This window comes from Sphingomonas sp. ASY06-1R, assembly GCF_052180265.1.
In the GTDB taxonomy this organism is placed as follows: Bacteria; Pseudomonadota; Alphaproteobacteria; order Sphingomonadales; family Sphingomonadaceae; genus Sphingomonas_I.
This window is the reverse complement of the sequence record NZ_CP197464.1, coordinates 3,188,831-3,202,927: the sequence shown is the minus strand read 5'-3', so window position 1 is coordinate 3,202,927 and position 14,097 is coordinate 3,188,831. Positions and strand designations below refer to the sequence as shown.

Genomic DNA, 14,097 nt, shown 5'->3' with positions numbered 1-14,097 from the left:
TGACAAGCTGATAATGGATCAATATCGCGTGAATATGAGCATTTATCGACGGGGTTGCGGCTGTGATGGATGAGGGCACGGGGGCAGGCGGACTGCGCGACCCGGCGCCGCGCACGGTGCTGTTCAGCGAAGCGCAATCGGGGCTGCGTGCGCGCGCGACCTTGCTCGATGCGCTCGCTCCAGCCAGTGCCGCACTGCTGTGGGATTTGGCGGGCGCAGGCCTGTCCTTCTCGGCAATCCATGCGATTTGGACCGGACCCGAAATCTCGCTGCCGATCGACGGCGCGAAGGCGCTGCCGGGCCACGACCTGCGTGCCGTTCCGGTCGAGAATGCGACCAGCTATCCGCAGGCGGGCGACGTCGCGCTGGTCTGCGCTCCGCGCGGCACCTGGCGTGACGGGCCACCGTTCGACCTGGTGGACGTCGGGCTGTTCTATGCTGCGGGCGGGCGGCTGCTGATGCCGATGGGCTGGATCATGGCGAATATCTGCGCCCGGATCGTGGACGAAGATCTTGCCGCCGCAGCGGCGGCATGCCGCGCGATCCGTACCAACGGGGCCTGCGCGATCACGATCACGCGCGACGCGTGATGTTGGCGCAAAGCAGCGGGGGCGCGGTCGAGCATCCGATCTGGCGAGGCCGGTCCGCGCCAGTGAAGCTGCGCCCAAGGCTGGACGGAGCGATCACGGCTGAGGTTGCGATCGTCGGCGGCGGAGTGGCGGGTCTGTCGACCGCGCTTCACCTGGCCGAGCGCGGGGTCGATGTGGCGCTGGTCGAAGCCGGCACGCTCGGCAGCGGGGCAGCGGGAACGAGCGCCGGGATCGTCGCCCCGCAATTGGTGCGCGCGACTCCCGATGAAGTCCGCCGCAAGCTGGGCGATGCGGCCGATGGCATGCTGCGGCTGGTCGCGGAGAGCGGCACCTATCTGTTCGATCTTGTTCGCCGCTATGGCATCCCGTGCGAGGCGGCCGAAACGGGGTTTATCGCGCCGCTGACCGGGCGTCAGGCCGAGCGCGTCCTGAAAGAGCGGGTGCGCGAGTGGGGCGGGCTGCGGCCCGACCTCCGCGTGAGCGATGCCGAAGAAACGCAACGTCTGACCGGATGCCGCGGCTATGGTGCGGCGATCATCGATCCGACCGGTGGATCGGTCGATCCGCTCGCGCTGGTGCGCGGACTCGCGGATCAAGCGGAGCGGCTGGGCGTGCGGGTCCGCGAAGGTAGTCCAGTGACGCAGGTCGTACGCGATGGCGGGCTGTGGTCTGTCGTGACCGACGCGGGCGAACTTCGCGCACGACGGGTCGTGCTCGCTGCAAATGGCGGCAATCCGCTGCTGCACCCACGGCTGGCCGGGACGGTCCTGCCGCTGCCTGTGCTGGAAGTCGCTACCGAGCCATTGCCTTCCGATCTGCAGCGGGCAATCCTGCCGGAGCGGCATGCGCTGACCGATCTGGAGCCCGATGTCTTCTCGATCCGTTACACATCGGACCACCGCCTGATCACGGCGTTTCCAGCGACCGGGCGCGACCTGCCGGCCGACATCGAACGCCGCGTTAACCAGCGGCTGGCCGACATGCTCGTCACGCACCGCCCGCTCGCTTTGACGTATGCGTGGCTTGGTCACGCGTGGGTGAATGCCAGCCTGCTGCCGCGCGTCGTCCAGCTCGACGAGGGGCTGATCGCCGCCCAGGCGTGCAATGGTCGCGGGCTCGCGACCAATGTGCTGTTGGGACGCGAACTCGCGGAAGCGCTGGCGGGGCAGTCCGAAAATGCGATGATCGCGTTCGAGCCTCCTCGCGCCGTATCCGGCTTCCTGTTCGCGCGCCATCTGCCGCGGTTGCTGCTGTCTTCGGCGCTGTTCGCCAAGCGCTTGAAACGCCGGTTGGGCGTGGCGTGACCGGCCGGCGGGCGGAGCGCGGCCTATGATGGACGCGGTCATGGCGGTCGCAGGGACCTGGCTGCTGCCCGCCGCATTGTGGCTGATCATGTTCTCGATGGGCCTTGGCCTGACCGTGCGCGACTTCCGCCACATCGTCGTCAATTCGCGCGCCTTCCTGCTGGGGGTCGGCAGCATGATCCTGCTGGTGCCGATCGTCGGGGTGGTGCTGGCCGCGGCGTTCGCTCCGACGCCCGCCCTGATGATGGGGCTGGTCCTGCTGGCGACGTGTCCCGGCGGGATCCTGTCGAACCTGATGACTGATCTGGCGCGCGGCAATGTCGCACTGTCGCTGTCGATGAGCCTGTTCGTCAGCCTGATCTATGTCTTCACCTTGCCCTATACCGCGTCGATCGCGCTTCACCTGATCTTTGCGAAGGAACAGGCGATCGCGATCCCGACCGGCGATGCCTTAGCCAAGATCATGATGGTCACGGTGATCCCGGTCGCGGTTGGGATGCTGGTCAACCGGCTCGCGGCGCGCATCGCGCAGCGGATCGAGCCGACGATCAAATCCGTGGCGACGATCGTGCTGGTGACGGTGTTCGCCATGATCGTCGCGCAGGAATGGGCGACGATCGCCTCCTCGTTCGGCGTGGTGCTCGCGATCGTCGTCGCAATGAACGTCGTGAACCTCGGCCTGGCCTTTCTGGTGTCCTGGGCGGGCGGGATCCGTCGGCCGGAGCGCGTGGCAATCGCGATGGAGCATATCGTCCGCCAGGAAGGCACCGCGATCTTCGTCGCGGTCAGCCTGCTTCACCGCAACGACATGTCGCTGCCGATGATCATCAATACCTTCATCGGGATGGCGATCGGCATCCCGGCCGTATCGTGGCTGCGCCGTCGTGCCGCCGCGCCGCGCCTGCCCCCGGAGACTGCCGCATGACCCGCCCCGCCCGCCGCATCACCGAAGGATCGACGAAGTCGTTCGGGATGTATGAAAAGGCGCTGCGTCTGCAGGCGTCGGGTATCGACCTGATCCACCTGGAGTTCGGGCGGCCGTGCCACGACACGCCGGCAGTGATCAAGGCCGCCGCAGCAGCGGCACTCGACGCCGGCCACGTCCACTATTCGGATCTGCAGGGTGAGCCGGCGTTCCGCGCCGCGATCGCCGCGAAGCTGCGCGACTATAATCGCATCCCCGCGACGGCGGACGACGTGCTGGTCACCAACGGGCTGACGCACGGATCCTATGCCGCGATCATGGCGACGATCGATCCCGGCGACGAGGTGATCCTGCTCGAGCCTTATTATCCGCAACATGTCGGCAAGGTCGAGCTGGCTGGCGGGCGGACCGTGACCGCGCCGCTGGATGCCGCGGCCGGGTTCAGGATCGATCCCACGTTGATCGAGCCGAAGATCACGCCGCGTACACGCGCGATCATCCTGGTCAATCCGTGCAACCCGACCGGGCGGGTCTATTGCCGTGCCGAACTGGAAGCTCTGGCGGCGCTCGCCATCCGCCACGATCTGATCGTGATCGCGGACGAGGTGTACGAACACATCCTGTTCGACGGCGCGCACATCAGCGTCGCGACCATCGATGGTATGGCGGATCGCACCATCTCGCTCTTCGCCTTTACCAAGGCCTACGCCATGGACGGTTGGCGGCTGGGCTATGCGCATGCACCGGCGCCGCTGCTGCGCGCGATGATGAAGGTCACCGCCAATGACGTCACGCACGTCAATCCGTTCGTTCAATATGGCGGGCTCGCCGCGCTCGAGCAGGGCGGGGCGACGATGCGCGCGATGGTCGCGGACGATAAGGTCAAGCGTGATGTGGTGGTGCGCGCGCTCAACCAGATGCCGGGGGTGCGCTGCGCCGCGCCCGAAGGCACGATCTACGCCTGGCCCGACATTGCCGGCACCGGCCGCACCGGCGCCGCGCTTGCCGACCTGATCCTCGATCAGGCACATGTGGTGGTGGAGGCCGGGAGCTTTTATGGGCCGATGGGGGGCGATCATCTGCGCATCTGCTTCGGATCGGAACCGCTGCCGCGGATCGAAGAAGCGATGGCCCGGATCGGCCGACTGTTGAACAGGCTGCCGGGGTAAGATCCGGCAGGTCAGACGAAGGGGAACGCGCGATGCGCTGGGGGATCACGACTGTCGGTCTGGCCGGATTGCTATGTGCGACCGCCCTCGTCACGCCCTTGGCGGCGGCACCAGCGCCAGCCGCGCCTGCCGCCGATATGCTCCCGCCGCCGGCGCTCGTCAGCCTGTTCACCGACTGGCGCGCCTTCGCCGCCCCCGAACGCCGTGCCGGCGTGGTGGATTTCAGCCCGGCTGCGCTCGCCCGCAAGCGTGACGGACTGGTCCGGATGCGGCAGCGGCTGGCGGCGCTCGACCGGACCGGCTGGTCGCCGCACGTCATTGCCGATGCGCGGCTGATCGAGGCCGAGATGAACGGGCTCGATTTCGACTTGCGCGTGCGCCAGCCGTGGGCGCGCGACCCGAGCTATTACGCCACGGTGATCGGCGAGGAGAGCGACGTACCGGCGCATGAAGGGCCGCTCGCCGATGTGATCGATCTGTTTACCTATCGCTGGCCGCTGTCGCGTGGCGATGCGCGCGCGCTGACCGCGCGCCTAGCCGGTGTGCCGGTGTTGCTGGATCGTGCGCGTCTGTCCCTCGCCGACAGCCAGGCGGCGGACCTGTGGCGCTATGGCGGCCGCGCCTTTGCCGAGCAGGAGGCGGTGTTGACCGCGCTGATCGACGGGACGCTGTCGATGCGCACGCTTGAGGGCCAGCAGAAAGCGAGTTTAGCAGGTGCCCCGGCCGAATTGCGCCGGGCCGCAATTGCGGCGCGCGATGCCACCGCCGCCTTCGGCCGCTGGGTCAAGGAGACGGCGCCGACCAAGACCGGGCCGTCGGGCGTCGGGAAGGCCAATTACGACTGGTACATGAAGAATGTGCAGCTCGTGCCGTTCACCTGGGACGATCAGGTGGCGCTGCTAAAGCGCGAGCTCGACCGCGCCTGGGCGAGCCTCAAGCTGGAGGAGCAGCATAACGCCGCGCTGCCGCCGATCGCGCCGATCGACGATCCGGCGGGCTATCAGGCCTATTCCGCAGCAAAGATGAAGAGCTTCACCGACTTCATCATCGCTAGCGGGTTCGTCCCCGACCGGCCTTATTACCGTGCCGCATTGGCCGCCCAGACGGTCGGCTACATTCCACCCGCCAAGCGCAATTTCTTCTATCACGTCACCGCGCTCGATCCGCGGCCGCTTTATTCGCACGACATCCACTGGGTCGAGCTGGCGCGGATCAAGAATGAGCCCAACCCCGATCCGATCCGGCGGGGCGCGCCGCTGTTCAACATCTTCCAGTCGCGCTCGGAAGGCTTCGCCACCGCGTTCGAGGAGCTGGTGATGCATGCGGGGCTGTATGACGATGTACCCCGCGCGCGCGAACTGGTGTGGATCATGCTGGCCAATCGCGCCGCGCGCGGGCTGGCGTCGCTCTACGTGCAGTCGAACGAATGGAGCCTAGCCCAGGCCGGGCATTTCCACGCGCGCTGGACGCCGCGCGGCTGGTCCGACGCGTCGAGCGATCTGGTCGGCTTCGAACAGCTGCTCTACCTGCGCCAGCCGGGCTACGGGACGAGCTACGTCACCGGCAAGATGGAGCTGGACCGGCTGATCGCCGATGCGGGCCATGCCGACGAGCAGGACGGCGACGCGGTCAAGCGCGTGATGGCGAAGCTGGCGCGCGAGGGCACGATCCCCTTCTCGCTCTATCAGCGCGAAGAGAGCATGGGCAAAGCCACTGGCAGAGCGGAATAGGGGCCTGTTAGCCGGCCGGGATGCGCAAAGGCGACAACCCGCTTCGCTGCTTCGACGCATCGCGAACCGGATGCCACCGCGCCGCCGCCGCCTCACCCACCGATGAAAAACGCACTCTCGTCGATCACGGCATGTGTTGGCGTTCGTGGCTGAGGAACTAACGACGAGCGCATCGGCATCTTCGAGATCGCCGAAGACGAATATGAAGAGCGCTTCGGGCCGATCCTGCTTGGCTAAATGAGGGGAAAACGGAAGCTCATCCGCGTCAGACTGGCCACACGGCGACGCTTTCCGGCTTTACATCTCTAACGTCACCCACGTGACCGGCCGCGCACGACCCACGCTGCCGCCGCGCCCGCAGGTCGGCGACATCATTTGAGCCACTGGACCAGCTTCCAGCACCCGCCCGTCGATGCGAAGATGTAAGCGCGGGGTTTGCCGATCTTGCGTACCAACGTCTTGCTGTCGCCGACGCCATCATCCTTAAAGATCGCCGGCTGATACTTTACTCGCCAACTGCCGTTCGGCAGTTTCGTCATATCGAGCGACAGTTCGGTGATGGGGGTGTGGTCCTTTTCCCAGCGCTGGACGGACGTCGCGTCCGCCCAGGTGTATTCGAAGAGCGCGATGTCGAATCGTTCTGGCGTGGCCGGGCGCACGGCTCCGGGGCGCTGCGGCGCGGCGATCGATCGCTCTTCGATCGTAGAGCCGGTATATCGGCGGCGCACATCGCTCGACCGGATGAATTCCTCGAAGAATCTGTCGAATTCGCGACTCGGACAGGCGGCAGGGGCGTTTTTGGGACGGCCCTCACCTTGCGCTGCGACAGGGCTGATGATCGTGGCCACGGCCAGCGCAGCAGCAAAAAGACTCGTCATGGCTTTTCCGTCTCTCGGCATGAATTCGTAGCATTCCAGTCCATTGCCTCGCGTGCGGATACCGGTCAGGCGGCGATCGTCGCAATGCGTACGTGTGCGATCGTACCTGTAGTTGGTGCGGATCTGGCGGATATCGGGAAGGGGCTGCGGAACTGCCGAGCTGGAGCTAAAGGCGTCAGCCCCAAAATGCCGAAAACGGCGAAATGGCTCCCCGGGCCGGATTCGAACCAGCGACCATTCGATTAACAGTCGAACGCTCTACCACTGAGCTACCGGGGAACGGGCCCGCAAGGGGCCGTTGAGGCGCGGCCTATAGCAGCGGGATTTCGCAAGTGGCAAGCGCTTCGGTGCGGAAATCAGATCGCAAACTGTTCCATCGCGATTCGATCGTCCAGCGCATGCTCCGGATCGAACAGCAACGTCAGTGGATTGCCGCGGTCGACCATGATCTCAACGCTCGCGACATCGCGGATTTCCCGCTGATCCGCGACCGCGCTGACGGGGCGCTTGATCGGATCCAGCACGCGGAAGGTGATGCGGTTGCTGTCGCGCAGGATCGCGCCACGCCAGCGTCGCGGCCGAAAGGGGCTGATCGGGGTCAAAGCAACAAACCCGCTCTCCAGCGGCAGGATCGGGCCATGGGCGGAGAAATTATAAGCGGTGGACCCTGCCGGCGTTGCCACCAGCACGCCGTCCGCCACCAATTCCTCCACTACCACGCGTTTATCGACGCTCACCTCGATCCATGCGGTCTGCCGCGTCTCGCGCAGCAGCGACACTTCATTGATCGCCGACAGCGACTCCTTCTTGCCGTCGATCGTCACCGCTTCCATCCTCAGCGGCGCCACCTTGATCGGCTTGGCCGAGAGCAGGCGGCTCTCCAAAAGATCGGGACTCCACTCGTTCATCAGGAAGCCAACGGTGCCGCGATTCATGCCGAAGACCGGTAATGCGCGGTGCCGATCGAGCATGACATGGAGCGTCTGCAACAGGAAACCGTCCCCGCCCAACGCCACCATGATGTCGGCTTCGGCGGGGGGGACCCACTCGTAACGTTGCCGAAGCTCCTTGGCGGCGGCCTGGGCCGCTTCCGCATTGGAGGCTGCAAGCGCAAGCTTGCGTTCGCCGCTCATCCGCCGGTGACGCTCATATGCCGCGACACCGCCGGCGCCGCGTCCTCGATCGCGAAGGCATGGCGCAGCGGCTTGGCCGCCATCGCCCGATCCAGTGCCGCATCTAGGGCCGGGCGGCCGCCCTCCTGCAGCGCCGCGCGCAAATCGATGCGATCTTCCCGGCCGAGACAAAGGTAAAGCTGCCCCTCCACCGTCAGCCGGACGCGGTTGCAGCCGGCACAGAAATTTTCGGTCAGCGGCGTGATGAAACCGATCTTCGCATCGAGTTCGGCCACCCGGTAGTAGCGGGCCGGGCCGCCGGTGCGCTCGGCCAGGGGCGCCAGCGTGAAGCGGCTCTCCAGCGTACGGCGTACCTGATCCAGCGGCAGATAATGATCCGTGCGATCGCCTTCGACATCACCCAGCGGCATCGTCTCGATCAGCGTCAGATCATGCCCCCGGGCGGCACACCAACGCAGCATCGGCTCGATCTCGTCCTCGTTCAGCCCTTTCAACGCGACCATGTTGATCTTGATGCGCAGGCCCGCCGCCGCGGCCGCATCGATTCCCTGCAGCACCTTGTCCAATTGACCGGTGCGCGTGATGTGCCGGAACCGATCCGCATTCAGGCTGTCTAGGCTGACGTTGATGCGCCGAACGCCAGCGTCCACCAGCGCGTGCGATTCCGTCGCAAGCCGGGTGCCGTTGGTCGTCAGCGTCAATTCGTCGAGACCGTCGCCCAGATGACGACCGATCGTGCGCGCCAGGTCGGTCACGCCGCGCCGTACCAGCGGTTCGCCGCCCGTCAGGCGGATCCTCCGCACCCCGCGGGCAATGAAGGCGTCCGCAATATAGCCGATCTCTTCGATCGTCATCAGCCGGGAGGCCGGCAGGAACTGCATCACCTCGGCCATGCAATAGCGGCAGCGCAGATCGCAGCGATCGGTCACCGAGATGCGCAGATAGCTGATTCGCCGGCCAAAACCGTCGATCAGCGGAGAGGGAAGCGCCTCGGCCATGCGCGTTAGCTAGGGGGCCGCTTGCGTGGCGGCAAGGCCGCATTCAGGAAGAAGGGATCTCCGCGAGCCCATTGCTGCTCTTATCCGGTCGAGGCGACATGGGCTGGTCTGCACCGTGCGAACGCGTTTGGGGGGGAGGGGCGCTCATGCCGGCGCAGAGATCCCTTTCGGGACGGGCCGGCATCCATGTCTGCTCGACAGAAGCGATGCCGGCTTGGGGGAAGCATCGCCCTGCGGCGGTGGGCAGGTTTTCACCTGCGCCATCACCGTGCCCATCGCACCTCACGTCCGCACCGTCTTTGCGCCAGGACAAGTAGCGGGACTCAAATCTGCCGGCATGCTATTGGAAGCGGGCGGAACGTTTCCGGGGGAAACCGTGGCGCACGACCGAACCTCGATCTTCTCCAGCCCGTTCTTTGCGGGGCTCGCACCGGAAGAGCGCGCTGCCATCCTGCAACGCGCCGCTTCGCGCAAATTTGCGGCCGGCGAGTCGCTCATCGCACAAGGAGAGAGTGCGACCGCGCTGTTCGTGATCACGAAGGGACGGATCAAGATCTGGCGCGCCTCGGAAGACGGCGCGCCGCTTACGCTCGCCTTGCTGGGGCCGGGGGCACCGATTGGCACGCTCGGCGCCGCGAAGGATGTGCGCAACCACGCGACCGTCAGCGCACTTACCGCCGTCGAGGCTCTCGTCTGGCCTCTGAGCGGTCTGCGGGAGGCGATGGATAACAATGCCACGCTCGCATTGAACGTATTGCGAACGGTTTCTGGCTATGCCGAACAGATGATCGAGCGGCTGGAAGAGGTCTCCAGTGTCCCGGTCGAGCAGCGGCTGGCGCGTACCTTGCTGCGGATGGCGCGGGGATCCAACGGCGAGTCGACCGAGGACGGATGCGATCTGCCACTCTCGCGCCAGGATCTGGCCGATCTCACCTCCACGACGCTGCCGACGGTCAGCCGGATCATGAGCCGGTGGAAGCAAGCCGGGTTGATCGCAGGTGGGCGTGGCCGGGTGCGCCTGCTGGATTGCGGGGCATTGAAACTGCTGGCGGAGCGGACGACGGGCTGACGCCGCCGCTGCTTATTCCTCGCCGAACTTGGCCTCGACCAATTCGCACAGCGCGCCGACCGCGACGTCGGCCCCGTCGCCTTCCGCACTGATGGTCACGCTGTCGCCCATCGCCGCGCCGAGCATCATCAGTCCCATGATCGATGTGCCCGCCACCTTCGAACCGTCCTTTTCCACCTCGACGATCGTGGATTGGGCCGAGGCAAGGGTAACGAACTTGGCGCTGGCCCGCGCATGCAGGCCGCGCCGATTGGTGATCATCACGGTTCGTTCAACCGTCATGCGGCAGCTGCACCCAGGACTTCGGAAGCGACGGAAATATATTTGCGTCCCGCCTCGCGCGCGGCCGCGACCGCTGCCTGGACCTTGAGCATTTTGCGCGCGCCCTCGAGTCGGATCAGCATCGGCAAATTCACGCCGGCAATCACCTCGATCCGCCCCGGCTCCATCAGCGAGATGGCCAGGTTGGACGGCGTGCCGCCGAACAGGTCCGTCAACAAGATCACGCCACGACCCTGATCGACCGCAGCGACCGCCCGCGAAATGTCGGCGCGGCGCACCTCCATATCGTCATCGGGACCGATGCAGATCGCCTCAATTCCCTGCTGTGGGCCGACTACATGCTCCATCGCACGTATGAACTCCGCAGCAAGCTGGCCATGCGTTACCAGCACCAATCCGATCATCTGTTCACCGCCAGGACTGCCCCTTTGCCATCGTCCGGCTTCCCCTCCCGCGTGCCCGGCTGCTGCTGAACCAGGTCACGATGCGCGATGGTGGGCGAAAAACCGGCTGCACGCAACCTCTTGGCCATGGCTTCCGCCGTATGAACCGAGCGGTGGCGCCCTCCGGTGCACCCAAAAGCGATGGTGACGTAGCTTTTTCCTTCGCGTTCGTAGCGCGGAAGCAACGTTAGCAGCAGTTGCTCGATCTGATCGAAGGCGGGTCCGTACGCGGGATCCTGCGCGATATAGGCGGCGACCGCTGCGTCCAGTCCCGTGCCGGGGCGCAGCGCTTCGTCCCAGTGCGGATTGCGCAGGAAGCGCATATCCAGCACCAGATCGGCATCGCGCGGCAGGCCACGGGCATAGCTGAACGATGTGACGGCCAGGGTGGAATTGCTCGTTTCCGCGCCGCTGAACCGTTGGCGGATATCCTGTTGCAGCACGTTCGTGTTGGTGTCGGTCGTATCGATCAGATAATCGGCAGCGTGCCGCAGCGGCCCCAGCAAGACGCGCTCGCTCGCAATGCCGTCTTCCGCAGGCCGGTCGAGCGCCAGCGGATGGCGCCGGCGGGTTGCCGAAAAGCGTTGGGCAAGGACGCTGTCGGCGGCGTCCACGAAGAGGATTTCAAGTTCCTGATGCTTCTGCCGGCGCAGCGTCGCGACTCGATCGAGGATGGCCTGCGCATCGAATCCGCGCGTGCGGCTGTCGATACCCAGCGCGAGCGGACGCTCTTCATCCTGCGCGCCCTGGGGGACGGGGTTGGACAGCAAGCGATCGAGCAAGCTCAGCGGAAGATTGTCGACCGTTTCCCAGCCAATATCCTCCAATGTCTTGAGGATGGTGGTTCGCCCGGCACCCGCAAGGCCCGTTACCAGAAGGATACGACTCGGCTGGCTCATGCTGCTAACCCATAGAGAAGCAATGCTTTCTCAACCTTGACCGGCGCGGAGCTCTCGAACGAGTCGAGCGCGAGCAGGGGCAGGGTCAGACCCTCGATCACGCGGACCGGCAGGGTTTCGTCCGGCATGCGCGGGACCGGGCGATCCAAGGCAATCGCAAGCGCGAGCGGGGCTTCAGCGATGACAGGCATAGTCAGGATGCCAAGGCCGCGCACTTCCATCTGCCCTTCGATATTCGGTCCGGCACGGGCCAGCAGGCGACCGTCCCGCGCCTCGACGACGATGCCGTCATCGCCAACGAGCGTCGCGCCGCGATCGATCAGGCGCAGCGCGAGATCGGATTTTCCCGATCCCGAAGCGCCGGTCAACAGGACAGCACGGCCGTGGATGGCGACGCAGCTGGCATGCAGGGTGACGCTCATTTTTCGGCAGCGGGTAGACGAATGGAGAAGCGCGCGCCGTGATTGTCATCATCGCGGTCGGTGACCGAGATGGTGCCGGTATGACCCTCCACGATCGCCTTGGCGATAGCCAGGCCCAGACCGGAGTGGCGTCCGAACACTTCGCCTTCGGGCCGGATCGAATGAAAGCGATTGAAGATGGCTTGCCGCTCTCCCGGGGGCACGCCGGGGCCATCGTCTTCGACGCGGATCACCACCTGCTGCCCGTCGCGCATCGCGGTGATCTGCACGAGCCCGCCGGGTGGCGAGAAGGAAATGGCATTGTCGATCAAATTCTCAATCGCGCGCGCCAGCCTTTGCCCGTCGCCGAACACGACCGCGCTCCCGCGATGCGGCCGCCCGAACGCCAGGCGGATCCCGTTGGTCACGCCGCGCGCCTCGCGCGCTTCCACCAATTGCTCGATCATATGGCCCACATCGACCGATTCGAATCGGGCGCGCGACAATTCCGCGTCCATGCGCGATGCTTCGGACACATCCGTGATCAGCCGGTCGAGCCGCCGTACGTCGTCGCGGATCACGACCAGCAAGCGTTCGCGCAGTCCGGGGTCATTGACCCGCTCGAGGCTGTCGATCGCCGAACGAAGCGACGCCAGCGGGTTCTTCATCTCGTGCGCGACGTCGGCGGCGAACGCCTCCGTCGCGTCGATCCGCTGCCGCAGCGCCTGGCTCATATCCGATAGCGCGCGGGCAAGCGTGCCGATCTCGTCGCGCCGCGAGGGGAGGCGCGGGACCTGCACCTCCCGCGATCGTCCCAGTCGGACCCGGTGCGCGGCCAGCGCGAGGCGGCGCAGGGGGCGGGCGATCGTGCGCGCCAGAAACAGAGACAGGGCAATCGAAAGCGCGGTCGTCACCAGCAGGACAATGCCCAGCCAGAAGCGTTCGGCGCGCACCGTCCGGATCACATCGCGCTGATCGCTCGTCAGCAGCAACACGCCGGCATTGTCGCCCTTGACCGGAAGCGCCGCGGAAATGACCGGAGTGCGCGCCGGCGCGCGTCGGATCGTCATTGCGATCGTGCCTATTTTTTCCGCACGGAGGACTTCAGGCCAGGCGCTCATCCGGTCGACCGTGGGCTCCACGAAGCGTTCGGGCACTTCGGCCCCAACGATGTGATCGATGGCCCGGTCCATGAAGCGGGCGACATGACGGCGCCACGGCTCGTCTGCTGGATCACGCAGGACGTAGGTGGGTGAACCGCGGTCCCAGCTGTCGATTGGCGCGCCGTCGCCGCGATACAGGCGCAGGCGGGTCTGGTTGGCAGCCCCCATCCGGGTCAGCAGATTGGGAACCGCGGCAGGGGGCGTTACCGATATGGCGGCGGCCGCCAGCTGGGCTTCGGTTCCGATCCGATCGCTGCGCTCTTCGATCAGCTGCGTGCGATAGGAATCGAGATAGAAGAAACCTCCGGCGAGCACGACCAGCGCGAAGATATTGACGGCAAGAATGCGACCCGTGAGCGACAGCCGCAAGGGCGCCTCCCCGTCCTCATTCCTCCGAAAAACGGTAGCCAACGCCATAGAGCGTCTCGATTGCTTTGAAATCGCTGTCCACCTGCCGAAATTTGCGCCGAAGTCGTTTGATATGGCTGTCGATCGTGCGGTCGTCGACATAGACATCGTCTTGATAGGCGGTGTCCATCAACTGGTCGCGTGATTTTACGAAGCCCGGGCGCTGCGCCAACGCTTCCAGGATCAGGAATTCGGTGACGGTCAGCGTCACGTCGCGCCCATCCCACGTTACACGATGACGGGCGGGGTCCATTTCCAACCGGCCGCGCACGATCTTTTCGGCGACGGGTGCCCCATCCTCGCCATCTTTCTTTCCGCGCATTTCCACGCGGCGCAGGATCGCCCGAATACGGGCGATCAACAGGCGCTGGCTGAAGGGCTTGGTGATATAATCGTCGGCGCCAAGCGCGAGGCCAAGTGCCTCGTCCAGTTCGTCATCTTTCGATGTCAGGAAAATGGCAGGTAGGGGGCTTTTTTCGCGAAGCCGGCGCAGCAATTCCATCCCGTCCATGCGCGGCATCTTGATGTCGAGCACCGCCAGATCCGGCGGATTTTCGGTCAAGGCCTTCAGTGCGGTCTCGCCATCGGTATAGATTCGCACGGCAAACCCTTCGGCCTGCAGCGCGATCGAGACAGAGGTGAGGATGTTGCGATCGTCGTCGACGAGCGCGATCGATGCCGTCATGTTCGCCTTTCGCACGGCCC

Annotated in this window: 15 protein-coding genes and 1 tRNA gene; 6 read left to right on the top strand and 10 right to left on the bottom strand. The window is 65.6% G+C overall.

The annotated features are described in order from the left end of the window. Positions 1-65 precede the first annotated feature (65 nt). Genes ACSBM8_RS15245 through ACSBM8_RS15225 form a run of 5 tightly spaced genes read left to right on the top strand, consistent with a single transcriptional unit; the run spans position 66 to position 5,718 of the window. Positions 66-590: a DUF3830 family protein gene (locus ACSBM8_RS15245; protein WP_442678846.1), complete on the top strand. Its 525-nt coding sequence runs from the start codon at positions 66-68 to the stop codon at positions 588-590. Beyond that, positions 590-1,894, top strand: a complete 1,305-nt coding sequence (locus ACSBM8_RS15240; RefSeq protein ID WP_442681613.1) for an NAD(P)/FAD-dependent oxidoreductase — start codon at positions 590-592, stop codon at positions 1,892-1,894. Before ACSBM8_RS15245 ends, ACSBM8_RS15240 begins: the two co-directional genes overlap by 1 nt. A 25-nt stretch (positions 1,895-1,919) precedes the next feature. Continuing rightward, a complete protein-coding gene (locus tag ACSBM8_RS15235; protein ID WP_442678845.1) occupies positions 1,920-2,819 on the top strand; it encodes a bile acid:sodium symporter family protein in 900 nt (299 codons plus the stop codon). Further along, the gene (locus tag ACSBM8_RS15230; RefSeq protein ID WP_442678844.1) at positions 2,816-3,988 is read left to right on the top strand and encodes a pyridoxal phosphate-dependent aminotransferase; all 1,173 of its coding nucleotides are present in this window, start codon (positions 2,816-2,818) and stop codon (positions 3,986-3,988) included. Before ACSBM8_RS15235 ends, ACSBM8_RS15230 begins: the two co-directional genes overlap by 4 nt. A 32-nt stretch (positions 3,989-4,020) precedes the next feature. Then, positions 4,021-5,718, top strand: a complete 1,698-nt coding sequence (locus ACSBM8_RS15225; RefSeq protein ID WP_442678843.1) for a DUF885 family protein — start codon at positions 4,021-4,023, stop codon at positions 5,716-5,718. 371 nt (positions 5,719-6,089) lie between these two features. On the opposite strand, the gene ACSBM8_RS15220 is transcribed toward ACSBM8_RS15225, so the two are convergent. The 4 genes from ACSBM8_RS15220 to moaA all read right to left on the bottom strand — a co-directional run bounded on the left by ACSBM8_RS15220 (position 6,090) and on the right by moaA (position 8,727). Then, positions 6,090-6,596 (bottom strand): hypothetical protein, encoded by a 507-nt coding sequence (locus ACSBM8_RS15220; protein ID WP_442678842.1) that lies wholly within the window; start codon positions 6,594-6,596, stop codon positions 6,090-6,092. Positions 6,597-6,800: 204 nt separating this feature from the next. Further along, positions 6,801-6,875: transfer RNA gene (locus tag ACSBM8_RS15215), tRNA-Asn, on the bottom strand. 77 nt (positions 6,876-6,952) lie between these two features. Next, positions 6,953-7,729, bottom strand: coding sequence for an NAD kinase (locus tag ACSBM8_RS15210; protein ID WP_442678841.1), 777 nt, complete (start codon positions 7,727-7,729; stop codon positions 6,953-6,955). Further along, the gene (gene moaA, locus ACSBM8_RS15205; RefSeq protein ID WP_442678840.1) at positions 7,726-8,727 is read right to left on the bottom strand and encodes a GTP 3',8-cyclase MoaA; all 1,002 of its coding nucleotides are present in this window, start codon (positions 8,725-8,727) and stop codon (positions 7,726-7,728) included. Before moaA ends, ACSBM8_RS15210 begins: the two co-directional genes overlap by 4 nt. A gap of 376 nt (positions 8,728-9,103) precedes the next feature. On the opposite strand from moaA, the gene ACSBM8_RS15200 reads away from it, so the two are divergent. Continuing rightward, on the top strand, positions 9,104-9,796 hold the full coding sequence (locus ACSBM8_RS15200) for a Crp/Fnr family transcriptional regulator (RefSeq protein ID WP_442678839.1): 693 nt from the start codon (positions 9,104-9,106) through the stop codon (positions 9,794-9,796). A gap of 12 nt (positions 9,797-9,808) precedes the next feature. Here ACSBM8_RS15200 and ACSBM8_RS15195 read toward each other — a convergent pair whose 3' ends face one another. From ACSBM8_RS15195 to ACSBM8_RS15170, 6 genes are read right to left on the bottom strand one after another with little or no spacing between them, the layout of a single operon-like run. Beyond that, positions 9,809-10,078 (bottom strand): HPr family phosphocarrier protein, encoded by a 270-nt coding sequence (locus tag ACSBM8_RS15195; protein WP_442678838.1) that lies wholly within the window; start codon positions 10,076-10,078, stop codon positions 9,809-9,811. Then, on the bottom strand, positions 10,075-10,482 hold the full coding sequence (locus tag ACSBM8_RS15190) for a PTS sugar transporter subunit IIA (protein WP_442678837.1): 408 nt from the start codon (positions 10,480-10,482) through the stop codon (positions 10,075-10,077). Before ACSBM8_RS15190 ends, ACSBM8_RS15195 begins: the two co-directional genes overlap by 4 nt. Beyond that, entirely contained in the window at positions 10,479-11,420 is a 942-nt protein-coding gene (gene rapZ, locus ACSBM8_RS15185) for an RNase adapter RapZ (RefSeq protein ID WP_442678836.1), read from the bottom strand. The genes ACSBM8_RS15190 and rapZ overlap by 4 nt, the downstream gene beginning before the upstream one ends. Next, complete coding sequence (locus ACSBM8_RS15180) at positions 11,417-11,842, bottom strand: HPr kinase/phosphorylase (RefSeq protein WP_442678835.1); 426 nt, start codon at positions 11,840-11,842, stop codon at positions 11,417-11,419. The genes rapZ and ACSBM8_RS15180 overlap by 4 nt, the downstream gene beginning before the upstream one ends. Continuing rightward, a complete protein-coding gene (locus ACSBM8_RS15175) occupies positions 11,839-13,401 on the bottom strand; it encodes an ATP-binding protein (RefSeq protein ID WP_442678834.1) in 1,563 nt (520 codons plus the stop codon). Before ACSBM8_RS15175 ends, ACSBM8_RS15180 begins: the two co-directional genes overlap by 4 nt. Then, entirely contained in the window at positions 13,370-14,077 is a 708-nt protein-coding gene (locus ACSBM8_RS15170) for a response regulator transcription factor (RefSeq protein WP_442678833.1), read from the bottom strand. Before ACSBM8_RS15170 ends, ACSBM8_RS15175 begins: the two co-directional genes overlap by 32 nt. Positions 14,078-14,097 lie beyond the last annotated feature (20 nt).

Excerpts from the sequence above, each read along its gene's own strand:
- ACSBM8_RS15245 (WP_442678846.1), top strand. The coding sequence starts at position 66 with ATGGATGAGGGCACGGGGGCAGGCGGACTGCGCGACCCGGCGCCGCGC.
- ACSBM8_RS15230 (WP_442678844.1), top strand. The coding sequence starts at position 2,816 with ATGACCCGCCCCGCCCGCCGCATCACCGAAGGATCGACGAAGTCGTTC.
- rapZ (WP_442678836.1), bottom strand. The coding sequence starts at position 11,420 with ATGAGCCAGCCGAGTCGTATCCTTCTGGTAACGGGCCTTGCGGGTGCC.
- ACSBM8_RS15225 (WP_442678843.1), top strand. The coding sequence starts at position 4,021 with ATGCGCTGGGGGATCACGACTGTCGGTCTGGCCGGATTGCTATGTGCG.
- ACSBM8_RS15235 (WP_442678845.1), top strand. The coding sequence starts at position 1,920 with ATGATGGACGCGGTCATGGCGGTCGCAGGGACCTGGCTGCTGCCCGCC.
- ACSBM8_RS15180 (WP_442678835.1), bottom strand. The coding sequence starts at position 11,842 with ATGAGCGTCACCCTGCATGCCAGCTGCGTCGCCATCCACGGCCGTGCT.
- ACSBM8_RS15220 (WP_442678842.1), bottom strand. The coding sequence starts at position 6,596 with ATGACGAGTCTTTTTGCTGCTGCGCTGGCCGTGGCCACGATCATCAGC.
- ACSBM8_RS15240 (WP_442681613.1), top strand. The coding sequence starts at position 590 with ATGTTGGCGCAAAGCAGCGGGGGCGCGGTCGAGCATCCGATCTGGCGA.
- ACSBM8_RS15170 (WP_442678833.1), bottom strand. The coding sequence starts at position 14,077 with ATGACGGCATCGATCGCGCTCGTCGACGACGATCGCAACATCCTCACC.
- ACSBM8_RS15210 (WP_442678841.1), bottom strand. The coding sequence starts at position 7,729 with ATGAGCGGCGAACGCAAGCTTGCGCTTGCAGCCTCCAATGCGGAAGCG.
- ACSBM8_RS15190 (WP_442678837.1), bottom strand. The coding sequence starts at position 10,482 with ATGATCGGATTGGTGCTGGTAACGCATGGCCAGCTTGCTGCGGAGTTC.
- ACSBM8_RS15175 (WP_442678834.1), bottom strand. The coding sequence starts at position 13,401 with ATGGCGTTGGCTACCGTTTTTCGGAGGAATGAGGACGGGGAGGCGCCC.
- ACSBM8_RS15195 (WP_442678838.1), bottom strand. The coding sequence starts at position 10,078 with ATGACGGTTGAACGAACCGTGATGATCACCAATCGGCGCGGCCTGCAT.
- moaA (WP_442678840.1), bottom strand. The coding sequence starts at position 8,727 with ATGGCCGAGGCGCTTCCCTCTCCGCTGATCGACGGTTTTGGCCGGCGA.